This is a genomic window from Pseudomonas sp. S2_A10 (genome assembly GCF_054668465.1).
This window is the reverse complement of the sequence record NZ_CP162773.1, coordinates 3,812,126-3,827,898: the sequence shown is the minus strand read 5'-3', so window position 1 is coordinate 3,827,898 and position 15,773 is coordinate 3,812,126. Positions and strand designations below refer to the sequence as shown.

The 15,773-nt window shown below is 55.1% G+C and carries 14 protein-coding genes; 10 read left to right on the top strand and 4 right to left on the bottom strand.

From position 1 onward, the window contains the following. Positions 1-25: 25 nt before the first annotated feature. On the bottom strand, positions 26-1,117 hold the full coding sequence (gene aroC / locus AB4N41_RS17280; RefSeq protein ID WP_056784052.1) for a chorismate synthase: 1,092 nt from the start codon (positions 1,115-1,117) through the stop codon (positions 26-28). A 130-nt stretch (positions 1,118-1,247) separates the two neighbouring features. Between aroC and AB4N41_RS17275 the strand changes: the two genes are divergently transcribed. Together AB4N41_RS17275 and AB4N41_RS17270 are read left to right on the top strand one after the other, a co-directional pair. Next, complete coding sequence (locus AB4N41_RS17275; protein WP_056786766.1) at positions 1,248-2,201, top strand: alpha/beta hydrolase; 954 nt, start codon at positions 1,248-1,250, stop codon at positions 2,199-2,201. Positions 2,202-2,300: 99 nt separating this feature from the next. Continuing rightward, a complete protein-coding gene (locus AB4N41_RS17270; RefSeq protein ID WP_252877744.1) occupies positions 2,301-3,092 on the top strand; it encodes a hypothetical protein in 792 nt (263 codons plus the stop codon). Positions 3,093-3,150: 58 nt separating this feature from the next. Here the strand turns inward: AB4N41_RS17270 and prmB are convergent, their stop codons facing one another. Then, positions 3,151-4,059: a 50S ribosomal protein L3 N(5)-glutamine methyltransferase gene (prmB, locus tag AB4N41_RS17265; protein ID WP_016773773.1), complete on the bottom strand. Its 909-nt coding sequence runs from the start codon at positions 4,057-4,059 to the stop codon at positions 3,151-3,153. Positions 4,060-4,298: 239 nt separating this feature from the next. Here prmB and AB4N41_RS17260 point away from each other — a divergent pair, with 239 nt between their 5' ends. From AB4N41_RS17260 to AB4N41_RS17250, 3 genes are all read left to right on the top strand, one after another. Then, the gene (locus AB4N41_RS17260; protein ID WP_016773772.1) at positions 4,299-4,889 is read left to right on the top strand and encodes a cysteine hydrolase family protein; all 591 of its coding nucleotides are present in this window, start codon (positions 4,299-4,301) and stop codon (positions 4,887-4,889) included. Positions 4,890-5,020: 131 nt separating this feature from the next. Next, the gene (locus AB4N41_RS17255; RefSeq protein ID WP_041479344.1) at positions 5,021-5,341 is read left to right on the top strand and encodes a hypothetical protein; all 321 of its coding nucleotides are present in this window, start codon (positions 5,021-5,023) and stop codon (positions 5,339-5,341) included. A 74-nt stretch (positions 5,342-5,415) separates the two neighbouring features. After that, complete coding sequence (locus AB4N41_RS17250; RefSeq protein ID WP_016773770.1) at positions 5,416-5,973, top strand: Smr/MutS family protein; 558 nt, start codon at positions 5,416-5,418, stop codon at positions 5,971-5,973. A 142-nt stretch (positions 5,974-6,115) separates the two neighbouring features. On the opposite strand, the gene AB4N41_RS17245 is transcribed toward AB4N41_RS17250, so the two are convergent. Continuing rightward, complete coding sequence (locus tag AB4N41_RS17245; protein WP_252877743.1) at positions 6,116-8,161, bottom strand: acyltransferase family protein; 2,046 nt, start codon at positions 8,159-8,161, stop codon at positions 6,116-6,118. Between the two features lie 659 nt (positions 8,162-8,820). Here AB4N41_RS17245 and AB4N41_RS17240 point away from each other — a divergent pair. The 3 genes from AB4N41_RS17240 (at position 8,821) to AB4N41_RS17230 (ending at position 12,196) form a co-directional block, all read left to right on the top strand. Further along, positions 8,821-10,275 (top strand): hypothetical protein, encoded by a 1,455-nt coding sequence (locus AB4N41_RS17240; RefSeq protein ID WP_460137867.1) that lies wholly within the window; start codon positions 8,821-8,823, stop codon positions 10,273-10,275. A 901-nt stretch (positions 10,276-11,176) separates the two neighbouring features. Continuing rightward, the gene (gene folE / locus AB4N41_RS17235; RefSeq protein ID WP_205970537.1) at positions 11,177-11,722 is read left to right on the top strand and encodes a GTP cyclohydrolase I FolE; all 546 of its coding nucleotides are present in this window, start codon (positions 11,177-11,179) and stop codon (positions 11,720-11,722) included. A gap of 102 nt (positions 11,723-11,824) precedes the next feature. Continuing rightward, on the top strand, positions 11,825-12,196 hold the full coding sequence (locus tag AB4N41_RS17230; protein ID WP_041479340.1) for a glutathione S-transferase N-terminal domain-containing protein: 372 nt from the start codon (positions 11,825-11,827) through the stop codon (positions 12,194-12,196). A 167-nt stretch (positions 12,197-12,363) separates the two neighbouring features. On the opposite strand, the gene AB4N41_RS17225 is transcribed toward AB4N41_RS17230, so the two are convergent. Next, positions 12,364-13,530, bottom strand: coding sequence for an aminotransferase-like domain-containing protein (locus tag AB4N41_RS17225; RefSeq protein ID WP_252877741.1), 1,167 nt, complete (start codon positions 13,528-13,530; stop codon positions 12,364-12,366). An 81-nt stretch (positions 13,531-13,611) separates the two neighbouring features. Here AB4N41_RS17225 and AB4N41_RS17220 point away from each other — a divergent pair, with 81 nt between their 5' ends. Both AB4N41_RS17220 and AB4N41_RS17215 read left to right on the top strand, forming a co-directional pair. Beyond that, entirely contained in the window at positions 13,612-14,058 is a 447-nt protein-coding gene (locus AB4N41_RS17220; protein WP_056786765.1) for a MarR family winged helix-turn-helix transcriptional regulator, read from the top strand. Positions 14,059-14,347: 289 nt separating this feature from the next. After that, positions 14,348-15,697, top strand: coding sequence for an NCS2 family permease (locus AB4N41_RS17215; RefSeq protein WP_024012217.1), 1,350 nt, complete (start codon positions 14,348-14,350; stop codon positions 15,695-15,697). Positions 15,698-15,773 lie beyond the last annotated feature (76 nt).

The window sequence follows — 15,773 nt, the reverse complement described above, 5'->3', positions numbered from 1 at the left end:
GCCGCGACGGCTTTGAGCGCGGCCATCAGAGCTGGCCCAGCACCGGCGTGCTCACGCGCACATCGGCGTTCTGCCCACGGTGGCGCAGCAGGTGATCCATCAGCACGATGGCCATCATCGCTTCGGCGATCGGCGTCGCGCGGATGCCGACACAAGGATCGTGACGCCCCTTGGTGATCACATCGACCGGGTTGCCATTCACGTCGATCGAATGCCCCGGGGTGGTGATGCTCGAGGTCGGTTTCAATGCCAGATGCGCAACGATTGGCTGGCCGGACGAGATGCCACCGAGGATGCCGCCGGCGTTGTTGCTGAGGAAACCCTCCGGCGTCAGTTCATCGCGGTGTTCGGTACCACGCTGGGCGACACAGGTGAACCCGGCGCCGATCTCCACGCCTTTGACCGCGTTGATGCTCATCAGCGCGTGGGCCAGTTCGGCGTCGAGGCGGTCGAAAATCGGTTCGCCAAGACCCGGCATCACGCCTTCGGCGACCACGGTGATCTTCGCCCCGACCGAGTCCTGATCGCGGCGCAACTGGTCCATGTACGCTTCCAGCTCCGGGACCTTGTCCGGGTCAGGACTGAAAAAGGCGTTTTCTTCGACCGAATCCCAGGTCTTGAACGGAATTTCGATCGGGCCGAGCTGGCTCATGTAACCGCGAATCACGATGCCCTGACTGGCCAGATACTTCTTGGCGATCGCACCGGCCGCCACGCGCATGGCGGTTTCCCGCGCGGAACTGCGGCCACCGCCGCGATAATCGCGTTCGCCGTATTTATGGTGATAGGTGTAGTCGGCGTGAGCCGGGCGGAACAGGTCCTTGATCGCCGAGTAGTCCTTGGACTTCTGGTCGGTATTGCGAATCAGCAGGCCGATCGAGCAACCGGTGGTGCGGCCCTCGAACACGCCGGAGAGGATTTCGACTTCATCGGCTTCCTGGCGCTGGGTGGTGTGGCGGCTGGTGCCAGGCTTGCGGCGATCGAGGTCGCGCTGCAGATCTTCCAGGGAAATCTCCAGGCCCGGCGGGCAGCCGTCGACAATGGCGACCAACGCCGGACCATGGCTTTCGCCAGCGGTGGTGACAGTGAACAACTTGCCGTAGGTATTGCCGGACATGCAGGACGCTCCGTGAAATCAAACCCGAATTCTTGATGCGCGCCAGTATACGCAGGCTAACCGAGTAGTTCATCCTCGAACCTTAGTGGTGCTGGCGAGTCCAACCGGCACCTTGACCAATGATGGCGTGATGATGCTGCGAGTTCTGATCTTGAGTCTTACCCTCTTTACCGGCTTTGCCCAAGCGACAGTCCTACAGCGCCCGGTCACTCTGGACACCGGCAGCGGCGAACTTTTCGGTTCGCTGTTACTGCCCAAGTCCGACAGCCCGGTGCCGATTGTTCTGATGATTTCTGGCTCGGGTCCTACAGATCGCGACGGAAATAACCCCGACGGCGGACGCAATGACAGCCTCAAGCGCTTGGCCTGGGTGCTGGCCAAACACAACATCGCCAGCGTGCGCTATGACAAGCGCGGCGTCGCCGCGAGCCTGGCGGCCGCTCCCGATGAACGTGATTTGTCTGTAGAAGGCTATGCGGCGGACGCAGTGGCATGGGGGCAGAAGCTCAAGGCCGATCCGCGTTTCGGCAAACTGATTCTGCTCGGCCACAGCGAAGGCGCGCTGATTGCCAGCCTCGCCGCGCCGAAGCTGGACGCAGCGGCGGTGATCTCGCTGTCCGGCAGCGCGCGCCCGGTCGATCAGGTCATCCGCGAACAGTTGGCGCGCAGCCTGCCGCCGCCACTGATGCTGCGCAGCAACGAACTGCTCGACAGCCTCAAGGCCGGCCATACCGATGACAACGTGCCGCAGCCGTTGCAGGTGATCTTTCGCCCGAGCGTGCAGCCGTACCTGATTTCGCTGTTCCGTCAGGACCCGGCGCAGGCCTTTGCCCAGTTGAAAATGCCGGCGCTGATTGTCCAGGGCAGCAACGACATTCAGGTCGGCACCGAGGACGCGAAGCTGCTCAAGGCGGCGAAACCGGAAGCGCAACTGACGGTGATCGACGGTATGAATCACGTGCTGCGCATCGTCCACAACGACATGAAGCGGCAATTGGCCTCCTACAAGGACCCGAATTTGCCCCTGGCCGCCGAACTGGGCGCCGCCGTCATCGAATTTATTGACGGAATTCGTGCAAGTTAACTGCGTTTTACCCTCCAGCCTCACAGAAAACGGCCGATAAGCCTTTGTCGCCAGCGCAACGTCTGGCGGCAAGCAGGGCTTGGACAGGATCTCGCCGTTATGACTGAAACCCAGACTTCACCCGACACCAGCGCTGAAAAAGACGCATCGCCAGCGGTCGAACTGCCGTGGGCGGACGTTCAGGCCGAGCACCACAAGATGCTCCGCCTGGCGCCGCTGCAGACCGACCGCAATACCGGCGGCCGGCCGTTGCGCTTTGTCGAATTCGGTTACGCCGAGCGCAACAGCAAAGAGCGCAGCCTGATGCGCATGGCGATCAAGCTGCCCAACCAGCGCGTGCGCAAAGAGCAGAATCATCTTGATGTGTGGGTAGACCACGCGAGCAAACGGGTGAGCTTCGGTCCCGATAGCGGCTTGCAGATTGAACCGCTGAATCGCGGTATCGGCCGCTTCATGGCTGCGCAAGGCATCAATTGGGCGAAAAAACGCTGGCCCGGCTACACCTTCGACGGCATGGACCTGAACAACAAGGACGCGCTCAACGAAGACACTCGCTTGCGTCGCGACCATTTCCTGCGCGTGCACGGTTTCGATGTGGCTTACGCCGACGCCCAGCATTTGAAAGGCAGCATCAAGGCGGTACAGCTCGGTGATCTGCTTGGTGACTGGAACAGCGAAAAGCTGCAGATCGTCGAAATTCTTGAAGCCGCGCAGATGCTCCAGCAGGCCGAACAGAATCTGGCTGAGCAGGAAGTGAAACTGAAGAAGCAGGAAGAGAAAGTCAGCAAGTTCAAGCGTGAAGACGCCGGGTTGCGCTTCACCATTACGTGTCTGGTGGCGTTTGCGGTGTTTCAGGCGGGGTTGTTGATCTGGATTGCTACGCACCGCTGAGGGCTTGAGCGCGTACTGATCGTTCCCAAGCTCTGCGTGGGAACGATCTGTCACAACCTTAGACGCGGGACGCGAACAGGGCCTGATGCGCGCGGCACTGCTCGGCTGTCAGCATGAACACGCCATGCCCACCACGCTGGAACTCCAGCCAGGCGAAATCGACTTCCGGGTACAACGCCTCGACGTGCACCTGGCTGTTGCCCACCTCGACAATCAACAAACCTTTCTCGGTCAGGTGATCCGCCGCTTCGGCGAGCATGCGCCGGACCAGATTCAGACCATCATCACCGCAGGCCAGGCCCAGTTCCGGCTCGTGCTGATATTCGTCCGGCATGTCGGCGAAATCTTCGGCGTCGACGTAGGGCGGGTTCGACACGATCAGATCGAAACGCTGACCCGGCAAGCCATCGAAACCATCACCCTGCACGGTATAGACGCGCTCATCGACGCCATGGCGCTCGATGTTCTGGTTGGCCACCTCCAGCGCTTCGAACGACAGATCCGCGAGCACCACTTCGGCATTCTGGAATTCGTAAGCGCAAGCAATGCCGATGCAGCCGGAGCCAGTGCACAGGTCGAGAATTCGTGCCGGTTCGTTGCCGATCCATGGCGCAAAGCGGTTTTCGATCAGCTCACCAATCGGCGAACGCGGGATCAGCACGCGCGGGTCGACGATGAACGACATGCCGCAGAACCACGCCTCGCCGAGCAGGTAGGCGGTGGGAACGCGATCTTCGATGCGGCGCTTGAGCAAGCGCTGCAGATTGACCAGTTCGTCATCTTCCAGCGCGCAATCAAGATAGCTGTCGGCGATTTCCCAAGGCAGGTGCAAAGCGCCCAGTACCAGCTGACGCGCCTCGTCCCAGGCGTTGTCGGTGCCATGACCGAAAAACAGATCCTCCCCATGGAAGCGGCTGACGGCCCAACGGATGTGGTCGCGCAGGGTACGAAGTCGGGAAGTGATCACGGCGTAGAACTCCAGAAAAAACGACTGGCGATTCTAGCAGCCAAAACGCGCGACGACGACGCAGGAAAAACCACGCGGTTCCGGTAGGAGTTTTCTTTTTTTTGCATCAGGCATTGAACGGAACGTGTAACTTGACAAGGCTGCAGGCCAAGAACGACGGCGCCTACGATGGTAGCGATTCACAGAACCGCTCAGCCAGAGGACAATGTCGCAAAAGCCCCACCCCGAGGAGCCCCAGAATGTCCGTTCCAAAAACGATGTTTCAACTCAGCGGCCGCGGTTACGCAGCGGCCACACTGAGCCATGCCACCGTGGTCATCATCGATGCCCAGAAGGAATACCTCAGTGGCCCGCTGGCCCTGAGCGGCATGGACGCGGCCGTCGCGAACATCAAACAAGTGGTTGCCGCAGCCCGTGCCGCCGGTCGGCCGATCGTGCACGTGCGTCATCTCGGCACCGTGGGTGGCCTGTTCGACCCGCAGGGCGAACGTGGCGAGTTCATCCCTGGTCTGGAACCACAGGGTGATGAAACCATTATCGGCAAACTGCTGCCGAGCGCGTTCCATGGCACCGAACTGCTCGAGCGCCTGCAGAACCTCGGCTCGCTGGACCTGATCGTTTGCGGTTTCATGAGTCACTCCAGCGTCAGCACCACGGTGCGCGCGGCGAAGAACCTCGGTTTCCGCTGCACTCTGGTCGAAGACGCCTGCGCGACCCGCGATCTGCCGTTCAAGGGCGGCGTGCTCAGCGCCGAACGCGTGCAGGAAGCGGAAATGGCGATCATGGCTGACAACTTCGCCACGCTGGCCAAGACTCAGGACCTGATCTGATCCTGCCCTTGTGAGCGGTGCATTGGCGCCGCTCATCCGCTATATCCGCTGATTTGCCGCAAATGCCATAGCCTCAGGAACAACCCGGTCAACTCCCGGTCGAAGGGCCGATACCATTGAGGAAGGTCGGAATGAAGTTATCCGATGGATTTGACGCACGCCGTTTGCGGCCCAAAGGCCAAAGCAACTGGCGTTTTCGATTTGGCGCGGCGATCTCGGCCATTCTGGCTACGTTCGGCGTGCTGCTGGCGATGGCCGGGGCAGCCAGCCTGCTCGGCCGCCCGCCGGCGCTGGGTGACCTGAACGCATCACCGCTGGGCTCGGCAATCATGCTCGCCGTCGGCTTGCTGTTTCTGTATTTCGGCGTTGCCCTGTGGCGCCGCTGCCGCCGTCGCGCACGGCAATCGCGGGAACTGAACATGGCCCCGCATCTGATGAAAAAACACGACTGACCCAACGGCCTGGCTTTTTGCCGGGCCGTTTTCTGTCGACTTGGGTAAACTGGCCGCCCTTCGCGGAGGCTGACATGCAAGACGACGATTTTTCTCTGTTCAAAAGTGCGATCCAGGGCGTCAAGCCGATCAAGCACGACCGCGCCGACACCGGCAAACCCAAGGCTGACCGCGCGCAGATCGCCAAGCTGCGTCAGTCCGCCACCGTGCGCAGCGACACCACTATCATTGATGGCTTGTCCGACCAGTTCGTGATCGACGTCGGCCCGGAAGACGAACTGATGTGGTCCCGCGACGGCGTGCAGGAAAGCCAGATGCGCAAGCTCAAGGTCGGGCAGATCCCGTTCGAAGGCAGCCTCGACCTGCACGGCATGAGCGTGGAAAAGGCCCGGGAAACGCTTTGGGCCTTTCTCGCCGAAGCGACCAAGTTCGAAATCCGCTGCGTGCGCGTGACTCACGGCAAGGCCGTGCGCCTCGATGGCAAGCGGCCAATGATCAAAAGCCATGTCAACACCTGGCTGCGCCAGCACGCCCAAGTCCTCGGCTTTTGCTCCTGCCAGGCCCGTCACGGCGGCGCCGGCGCGGTTTATGTGATGCTGAAACGGACGATGATGGAAGGTCGCGACGAATAATTGCGTTACACCAAATTTGCGGGCTGCGAAAACTTCCACAGATAGTTCGATAGATCTAGAACAGAATCATACCCCGGTTCTAGAAAGCCAAGGCAATAGTAAAAAGCCCGCATATCTGCGGGCCCGGCTAAAAAAGTACTAACTATTTATCTTCTGCGATATCTTTCATTATCAACGGAACCAACGTCGTCTGCGCAGCATAAACAGAAGCAACTGGAGATAGATGGCTATTATCAAATGTAGTCATTCCAGTTTTTCGATCAGAACCTAAATAAGTTCTGCATCCTTTATCAGTACACAACAGGTCAATCATCGAAACATACTGAAATCCACCCTGCCCATCGCCATACTTGCTTTTGAGCACAGCTTCGGAATCAAGAACATGCTGGACGACGCCATCTTTTAAGTAAGTCGGCGTGGACTCCCAATGTCTCTGTAATATGATCTGATTAAGCCTCCCGTCCCACAACGGGACTGGGCCCATAACAATTACATGCTTGACGCCGTAGGAGGTCAATGCAGTCGCGAGTTGAGGGAGACTGGCGGAGACATCGTGCCAGAGTACCTGACCTATAATTACCACATTAGGCCTTTGATCCTTTATCGTCTGAATCGCAAACTTATTGGATTTTTTGCAATATTCAGTAGTTGAAGCGTCGATTTCCGGAAGGTTAGGCAAACAACCGGAAGTAGCCACACTGAGAACCCCAATCTCTTTAGGTAACTCGTGTGTCACTCCGTAAATATATTGTTGCGCGTGTGAATCCCCCCAAAAAACAAGCTTCTTGGATTTGTCTGACTTGAAACATTTTTCTGCAATATTGGAAACTGGAATATTTGTGGCTGAACCTTTGAGAAAAGCATCCATATTGTACCAGTCACAATCGTACCTGAACTTACCAGGAATGTCCTGTTTCATAAAATATTGCCAATCAGGTTTTCCATTTGCAAAGTACTCCGCGAACTGCTCTCTTTCGTCTTGACGAGATGGAAACCCATTTTTAGAAATGGTCGCCGCACCAATACTTATAAACACCAGAGCCCCGCAGATCAGAAGTCTGAACGCTGTGCGACCGGATATTTTTTGGCGCATAGGTATTTCGATAAACCTATAGGTCAACCATGCGAGAACTACAGATAAAACTACCATAGCACTGCGCAGTGGGAAGTCGGGTGTGCCTGAGAAAAAAATGTAAGTAAAAGAGAATATCGGCCAATGCCACAAGTAGAGCGGATAGCTGATCAAGCCAATAAAGACCAAGAAGCGTGACGACAATACTTTTTTATTAATCCAAGCGTCAGGCCCTGAAAATATTAATAGTGCTGAGCCTATGACGGGAAGCAGCGCCCAATAACCAGGAAATTGTTTATTTTTATCAATAATAGATACTGCTGTAACGACGAATGTTATACCCACAAACGAGGCCGCATTACGAAGAACCTGAGATCGAATTTTACACGAATGGGGCGATCCGAACACCGTATTGTAAGCTAACAAGCTACCAAACAGTAACTCCCAAACCCGGTATTGAGGTAGAAAAAAAACGCCCGCTGGTGTGTCGGAGATATAAAGCAAGCCGAATCCAAATGAACATAGGCCAACGAATGTTACCGCTATTGCATACGCCAACCTAGATGCGACTTTGGAAAGAACGATTATAGAAATTGGGAAAAAGAGATAGAATTGCTCTTCGACGCCCAATGACCACAAATGCATGAGAGGTTTAGTCTCAACGGTTGCGTCAAAATAACCCGACTCGGAATACATCATTAAATTCTGAACAAAACTTAAACCAGCGATCATATGCTTGCAGAGAACTTTAAACTCTGCCCCCATCATGATCACCCAGGCTGCGATAAACGACGAAAGCAGAACTATCAGGAGCGCTGGGAATATACGCCTCACACGCCGCACGTAGAAATCATAGACACTGAAACTATTTGTCGATACACCCTTGAATATAATATTGGATATCAGATACCCGGAAATCACAAAAAATATATCTACACCTACAAACCCACCCGCGAGCACGGTCGGGAACGCGTGATATATAACTACAGCAAGAATTGCGAGCGCTCGCAGCCCATCGATATCGGGACGATAACTTAAAGGTCGAACATAAAGATTATTCTCCCTCTCCGACAAAGCCTCCTTTGAACTCAAATTTTGCGCAGCACTAGAACCCATTAAATTATTTCCTTGTCAAATAATTAGCAGCACATCGCGCTGTAAAACGAAGGCTAAAAAATTGGCGAATTGTACTTTCCGAACGAAATAAATTCCAATAAAATTCAAGATAAACCAATTCCGAACGGCGCCCAACCGCCCTGCACATGATTGCAGACGCTTGAAGCACTAACTTCCAACACCCGCGTGAGCTTCACTTTGCTTTTGATAGTCGGCCGATTATTAGACACCTGTCCATCGATCACCTCGCATCTGCGGCGAAATATGATCACAGGAGCGGCTTGCACGAGCAAAATTCATAGTGCTGTTCCTCCACCCACTGAGCGCGCTCGGTTTCGAGCACAGACCTGCGGACATTCAGCTCCCCGAGCGGCTTTCTCTGGATGCGCTGATCTATTTTGACAAAAATGAGGACATACCACCAACTCTTCTCTCAGGCCAGTTTTTGGCCACCTGCATCGGATCCTGCGTACGGAGAGAAACATTTCATGCACTGCTAAGCGACGATTCGTCCTCCCTCAGAAAGAAAAGCTCCAGGCAAAACTTATGGTAGGTCGATAAATCCGAAATTTATGCTGTAGAATTTACCAGCACATGCCCAACACCTAAAAGCTCGAGCACGTTACAGAGTTTAAAATTAAAACATCCGGAAATTAAGAATGGACACTGGCAGTTACAAGAAACCACATACTTCTAAAATCAAAACCATGCTTAAAGCCTTTAAGCACCATGAAGAGCTTTCTGCATTTTTTTTAACTTTACTTATTATTTTCACCACCCAATTCTGCATAGGCGCTATTAAATTCGTTGGCGATGCTAACGCCTACTGGCATTACAGCTCTTTCATTCTAGACTTGGATTTTCCAAAAACCATGCGAGGATATTTTTATCCTCTGGTGCTCGCCATTCCAAGATTTATAGCGAATTCGTGGCCCTCGTCCGGCTACATTGGATTTTATGTCATACAAGCGCTACTGTTCTCCTACATTTTTTCCACATTGTTACCCTATGTATTCACACGACTTATCGGAGGGAAACTCTCGATCTCCCGCCGAATACTTCCACCACTTCTCGTTGCGATATTTTTTCCAGGTCTAATGGCCTATCCGCTAAGTGATCTCCCGGCGCTATGCATGATCGTGACGAGCCTTTACCTAGCCTTAAGAGCGTCTAAACAGAAAAACCTGGCCTCATCGTTTCTATTTTTGTTTTTAGCAGGCATCACCGCTTATGGCGCCTACAACATTAGAACAATATATTTGTTCCCATTACTAATTTTCATCCCAATCATCCCGGCATTATTACTGAAGAAAAACAGTCACATCGAAAAACTTCTGCTAACAGCTTCTTTTATTGCCGGAGCGACTTTTGCTTCGTTGCCACAGATAATAATCAACTTTAAACACCTGAACTCGCCGTCACCATTTGTCATAACAGATAACAAAAATACTTCGCTGTACGCCAATCAGTTAAAGTGGGGAGTTACCATACAAAGGTATGAGACTGGATACAACTCAGAAACCGGGGGTATATATCCGATTTATTACATAGACCCTTTGGGCGAGCGTTTATTTGAAAATGCAAATCTTGGCGAAGGCGTTATTACTGTTCCAAAAATCCTTACTGCCATTGTCAATCACCCGCTTTCGTTTTTGCGAATTTATACCAAGCATTTCATCAATGGTATGGATGTCAGAGATCCGGACCCGTACACATCAACATCATCAAAGGATAGAAATTTCCGTTCTTTTACGAGCTTGTCAGTGTCTGTACTAGGTGCATTTTTCTTAGTACTCGTGGTTGCCAGATCTGAAACGGGCCGAAATCCTTGGCCTCAAATACTGTCAAAAGTCACTTGGCTCGTTTTATTGTTGCTACCTGTTTTGGCGATCACACCAGGCGCGATAGAAACCAGATTTTTCCTACCATTTCACTTGATAGGCTATTGCGCCATTTCTTACGGTTTCTCAAAAAATCTGAAGAATAAATTTAGCACTAAGGAAGCATTGCTCGCTGTAGTAATATATTTGACATTAGTCTTGTCTTTTTATAACAGCGCTAGAGAGTCAGTGCAACATCCGAATTCAGCTATCAAAAAGGAATATTTTGAATAACGTATTTCTTTAGCCTCTATGTTCAATTGAAGCGCCGATCACATCAGTTGACTGATTCCGTTAAAGGAAAATCGTGGGAACTGAACAACGAGCCGGGCGCACGCTCGCGAGCGCGGTCCTTTTACCGAGAGCCGCAATCCCGTCGTAAGACTTCCCAGACTCTCAAGAGGGCTGCCTCAATGATTGTCAGCGGAACGTGGCACAGTTCTAGACAAGGCCAACCTTTATTCAGGGGCTTAGCTTCGTCAGAATTCATCGCTTCGAATACTCCGCCGTCGGTATCCTGGTGCGTCTCCCTGCCCTGAAAGGTGACACTCACGAATCGGCTAAAGCTCCGCAGGGATTGCAATTTCGACCGAGGGCGCAACGCAATGCGCCCCTGGCAGACCTAGTGCCCCCCATGTGCAACAGCCACCTCTTCCACAAGGGGTCGCGGGAACCTCACACGGATGTCCGCCCCCGGCTTGCGCCGCTCCAGTCAGGTGCATGACGACACGCTTCTCCGACAAGCCGATCGTGGTCATTGAGGCGCAAATATCCAATGTCCCACCTATAAGCGCTGAGTGATTACCGTGTTTGGGCTGCCAATCAAGATTTTTGAGTTTGTCTAACACGCAAGAATGACTGGCAACAGCAGCCAAGCGGCCCCTGCTGCACTCAATATCAGGGCCAACTGGCAATACAACTACGTGCATACTTACGCTACCATAAGCCCCATGACATGCATGAACCTCGATTTCATCCCGAATCAGTTTGGCCGTAGCGTGCAAATGCCGCTTCGACTTATGCCCGTTGGATCAATCACATTCATGACTGAAGCGAAGCCGGGGCGCTTGACCAAATCCTGATTGGTACTGACAGGAACCGTCCCTCCTCTAGAACCCATACGGAATAAAGCTCTGTGACACTGGAACAGAATTACACCGCGATTCTCGGCCAACTGGGCGAGGACGTCTCCCGCGAGGGCCTGCTCGACACGCCAAAGCGTGCCGCCAAAGCCATGCAGTACCTCTGCCGCGGTTATGCACAGACGCTCGAAGAGGTCACCAATGGTGCCCTGTTCAGCTCCGACAACAGCGAAATGGTGCTGGTCAAGGACATCGAGCTGTATTCGTTGTGCGAACACCACTTGCTGCCGTTCATCGGCAAGGCGCATGTCGCCTATATCCCGAGCGGCAAAGTGCTGGGCCTGTCGAAGGTTGCGCGGATCGTCGATATGTACGCGCGCCGCCTGCAGATTCAGGAAAACCTCAGCCGCCAGATCGCCGATGCGGTGCAGCAAGTCACCGGCGCGCTGGGCGTGGCCGTGGTGATCGAAGCCAAGCACATGTGCATGATGATGCGCGGCGTCGAAAAGCAGAATTCGTCGATGATCACTTCGGTGATGCTCGGTGAATTCCGTGAAAACGCGGCAACCCGTAGCGAATTCCTCAGCCTCATCAAGTAATTCGCAACAGAAAAGAGCCGGCGTTGATCGCCGGTTTTTTTTCGCCCGTGAAAAATCGGGTAAGCTGCGCGCCTTCTTCATTTGCACCGTGAGGCTTTCAACGTGTTCGTCAAAGCGCTTCGTGTCGGCCTCGGCCAACTGGTTATCTTCATCGACTTCATCACCCGCCCGGGCAAGACAAAACGCCCCGCTGCTGCTCAGGCGCAAGTCGACGCTGCCGCGAAGGACCTGACGCTGTATCAATTTCACGCCTGCCCGTTCTGCGTGAAAACCCGCCGCGCCCTGCATCGCCTGAATGTGCCGGTGGCGCTGAAAGACGCGAAGAACAACGAGCAGGATCGCCAGACCCTGCTGGAACAGGGTGGCCGAATCAAAGTGCCTTGCCTGCGTATCGAAGAGAACGGGCAAACCACCTGGATGTATGAATCCAAGGTGATTATTGATTATCTGGATAAGCGGTTTGCGGCGGTCTGACATTGATGTGCTGTGGCTGATGGCGCCATCGCTGGCAAGCCAGCTCCCACATTGATCTCAGGTTGTAGACAAGAATTGTGGGAGCTGGCTTGCCAGCGATGAGGCCCGCCAAATCATCACAAAACTCAGACAATGATAAACCGGCCCTCCAGCCGGTTTATTGCTTATCAGGCCGCCCTCTCCATCTGCGCCCGCCGCACCACCGCCGCCAACCGCTTCAACCCTTCATCCAGCCGCGCCGGATCGATGTGGCTGAAATTCAGGCGCAAATGCCCATGATGCTTGTCCGGCTCGGGAAAGAACGGCTCACCGGGCATGAATGCCACATCATTGGCCAATGCCTCATTGAGCAAAGTGCGCGTATCCAGCGGTTGCTTCAGCGTCAGCCAGAAGAACAGTCCGCCTTGCGGCATGTCCCAGTCAGCCAGATCGGCAAAATGGCTTTCCAGCCCCAATTGAAACGCATCTCGCCGCAGCCGGTAGAAATCCCGCAACTCACTTAAATGCTGGTGATACTTCTCTGAGCCGATCCATTGCAGCGCCTGCCACTGACCGATGCGATTGGTGTGCAGATCCGCCGACTGCTTGAGTTTGAGCAGGTGGGGGAACAGATCCGCACTGGCGATCAAGTAACCGACACGCAGACCCGGGAGCAAGGTTTTCGACACGGTACCGGTGTAGATCCAGCTGGCTTTTTTCAGGCGCGCCACAATCGGTTTTGCGCTGCCACCATCGAAAGTCAGTTCGCGGTATGGCTCGTCTTCGATGAGGGTGACGCCAAATTCATCAAGTAATGCCGCGACCGCTGCGCGCTTGGCCTCGCTGTAGCGCACGGCGGATGGATTCTGGAACGTCGGGATCAGGTAGATAAACGCCGGGCGATGCTGTTCTAAACGATTACGCAATTGCGCGAGGTTGGGGCCGTCCGCTTCCTGCGGCACGGTCAGGCAGTCGGCGCCAAACAGCTGGAAGATTTGCAGCGCGGCCAGATAAGTCGGCGCCTCCAGCAAAATCTCCGTGCCCTTGTCGATATACAGTTTTGCCGCCAGATCCAGAGTTTGCTGGGAACCACTGACCACCAGCACCTGACTCGCATCGCACTCGAGGCCCAGCGCCCTCGTCTCTGCCGCCAAAGCTTCGCGCAAGGCCGGCTCGCCTTCGCTCATGCCGTACTGACCCAGCGATAACGGCATCTCGTCCCACTCCACCTTCGGCAACATCGCCTCAGCGGGCAAACCGCCGGCGAACGACATGACCTCCGGAAGCTGGGCCGCCGCGAGGATTTCTCGGATCAAAGAACTTTTAAGGCGCGAGACACGTTCGGAAAAAGCCATGGAGGTCACCGTAGCAAGGCATGCAGGAAATGAGTCAAACTGGTTGACTGAAATTACGACAGCTTGAGCGAGTACGTCAACATGCTTGACCTTAAGAACCCCTCTACTCAGCAACAGGCCATGGAAGCGTTTTTCTTCGGCTATCAGGCGTTCACTGCCAAGGCTGATGAAATGCTCGAGCGTCGCGGCCTCTCGCGGGTGCATCAGCGCATCGTGTTTTTCATCGCGCGCTATCCGAACCTCAGCGTAAAAGAGTTGCTGGCCCTGCTGGGCGTGAGCAAACAAGCGTTGAACATGCCCCTGCGCCAGTTGCAGGAAATGCACCTGGTCGACAGCGTCGCTTCGCAGACGGACAAGCGTAAGCGCCTGCTTGAGCTGACGGCGGAAGGCGCGAAGTTCGAGCAAGCGCTGCGCCGTGAGCAGGTGAAATTGCTCGAGCGGGTATTTGCCGAGGCTGGGGAAGCGGCGGTGAATGGGTGGTTGGCGGTGAATCTGGCGCTTGGGGGGAATCAGCTGCAACTCGATTGACAGGACCGCCCTCTTCGCGAGCAGGCTCGCTCCCACATTGGAACGCATTCTCCTGTGTGAGCGAGCCTGCTCGCGTAGCCATCCTGATAGCCATATATCCCTATCGGCAAAAAAATCGCCGACAAAACAAAAAACAATATTTGCTTTATTTGTACACAAAAGCATAATCCACTGCGTGCGAGTTCCTGACTATACGGTCAACAAATTCGCGTATGCCTCAAAGGGCCGCTGCCACCCCTCATGGGTCCGGCCCTGGAAATAACAATAAAACTCTTGAGGAGTACTCGCTGTGGAAAGCCGCAAATCCGAAGCACCGCCGCTCGAGCTCACGCCGCCATTACGCAATGGCCTGCTGGAGCGTCTGTTCAAACTCAGCTTGCATGGCACCACGGTGAAGACCGAGCTGATTGCCGGTCTGACAACCTTCATCACCATGGCTTACATCATTTTCGTCAACCCGAACATCATGGCCGACGCAGGCATCGATCACGGTGCGGCCTTCGTCGCCACCTGCATCGCCGCTGCGCTCGGTTGCCTGTTGATGGGGCTCTATGCCAATTGGCCGGTCGGCCTGGCGCCGGGCATGGGCCTCAATGCTTTCTTCACCTACACCGTGGTCGGCACCATGGGCTACAACTGGGAAACCGCCCTCGGCGCGGTGTTCGTCTCGGGCGTGCTGTTCATGTTCCTGACCTTTTCGCGGATCCGCGAGTGGCTGCTCAACAGTATCCCGGTCAGCCTGCGGTTCGCGATGGGCGCCGGTGTCGGTCTGTTTCTGGGCCTGATCGGTCTGAAGACGGCCGGTATCGTCGTCGACAGCCCGGCGACGCTGATCAAGCTGGGTTCGCTGCGTGAACCTGGCCCGCTGCTCGCTGCGATCTGCTTCCTGATGATCGCGATCCTCAGTTACCACCGCGTGTTCGGTGCGATCCTGATCAGCATCATCACCGTCACCCTCGCCGGCTGGGGCCTGGGTCTGGTGCACTACGAGGGCATCATGTCCGCGCCGCCGAGCCTGGCACCGACCTGGATGGCAATGAACGTCGCCGGCGTGTTCAACGTCAGCATGATCAGCGTGGTGCTCGCGTTCCTCTTCGTGCACATGTTCGACACCGCCGGTACGCTGATGGGCGTGGCCCAGCGCGCCAACCTTGTCGCCGCTGACGGTCGCATCGAGAATCTTTCCCGAGCCATGAAGGCTGACAGCGCATCCAGCGTATTTGGCGCCGTGGTGGGGGTTCCACCCGTGACAAGTTACGTGGAAAGTGCCGCTGGCGTAGCCGCTGGTGGTCGGACTGGTCTTACCGCCGTCACCGTGGGTGTGCTATTTATAGCGGCCATGTTTTTCGCACCGCTGGCTGGCATGATTCCCGCTTATGCCACGGCAGGTGCACTGATCTACGTGGCGATGCTGATGATGGGCGGTATGGCCCACATCGAATGGGACGAAGCGACCGACGCCATTCCGGCGATCGTCACGGCGATCATGATGCCGCTGACCTTTTCGGTCGCCGACGGCATCGCCCTGGGCTTCATCACTTACGTCGCGTTGAAGGCCGGCACCGGCAAGTACAAGGAAATTTCCGTCAGCCTGTGGGTGCTCTGCGCGATCTTCATCGCCAAGTTCATCTTCCTGTAAACGCTGCGCGGTTCAGGCTTCAAACCAGCCTCACCCTCACCGGTGGGGCTTTTGCACATCCCGATAACAACAAAGG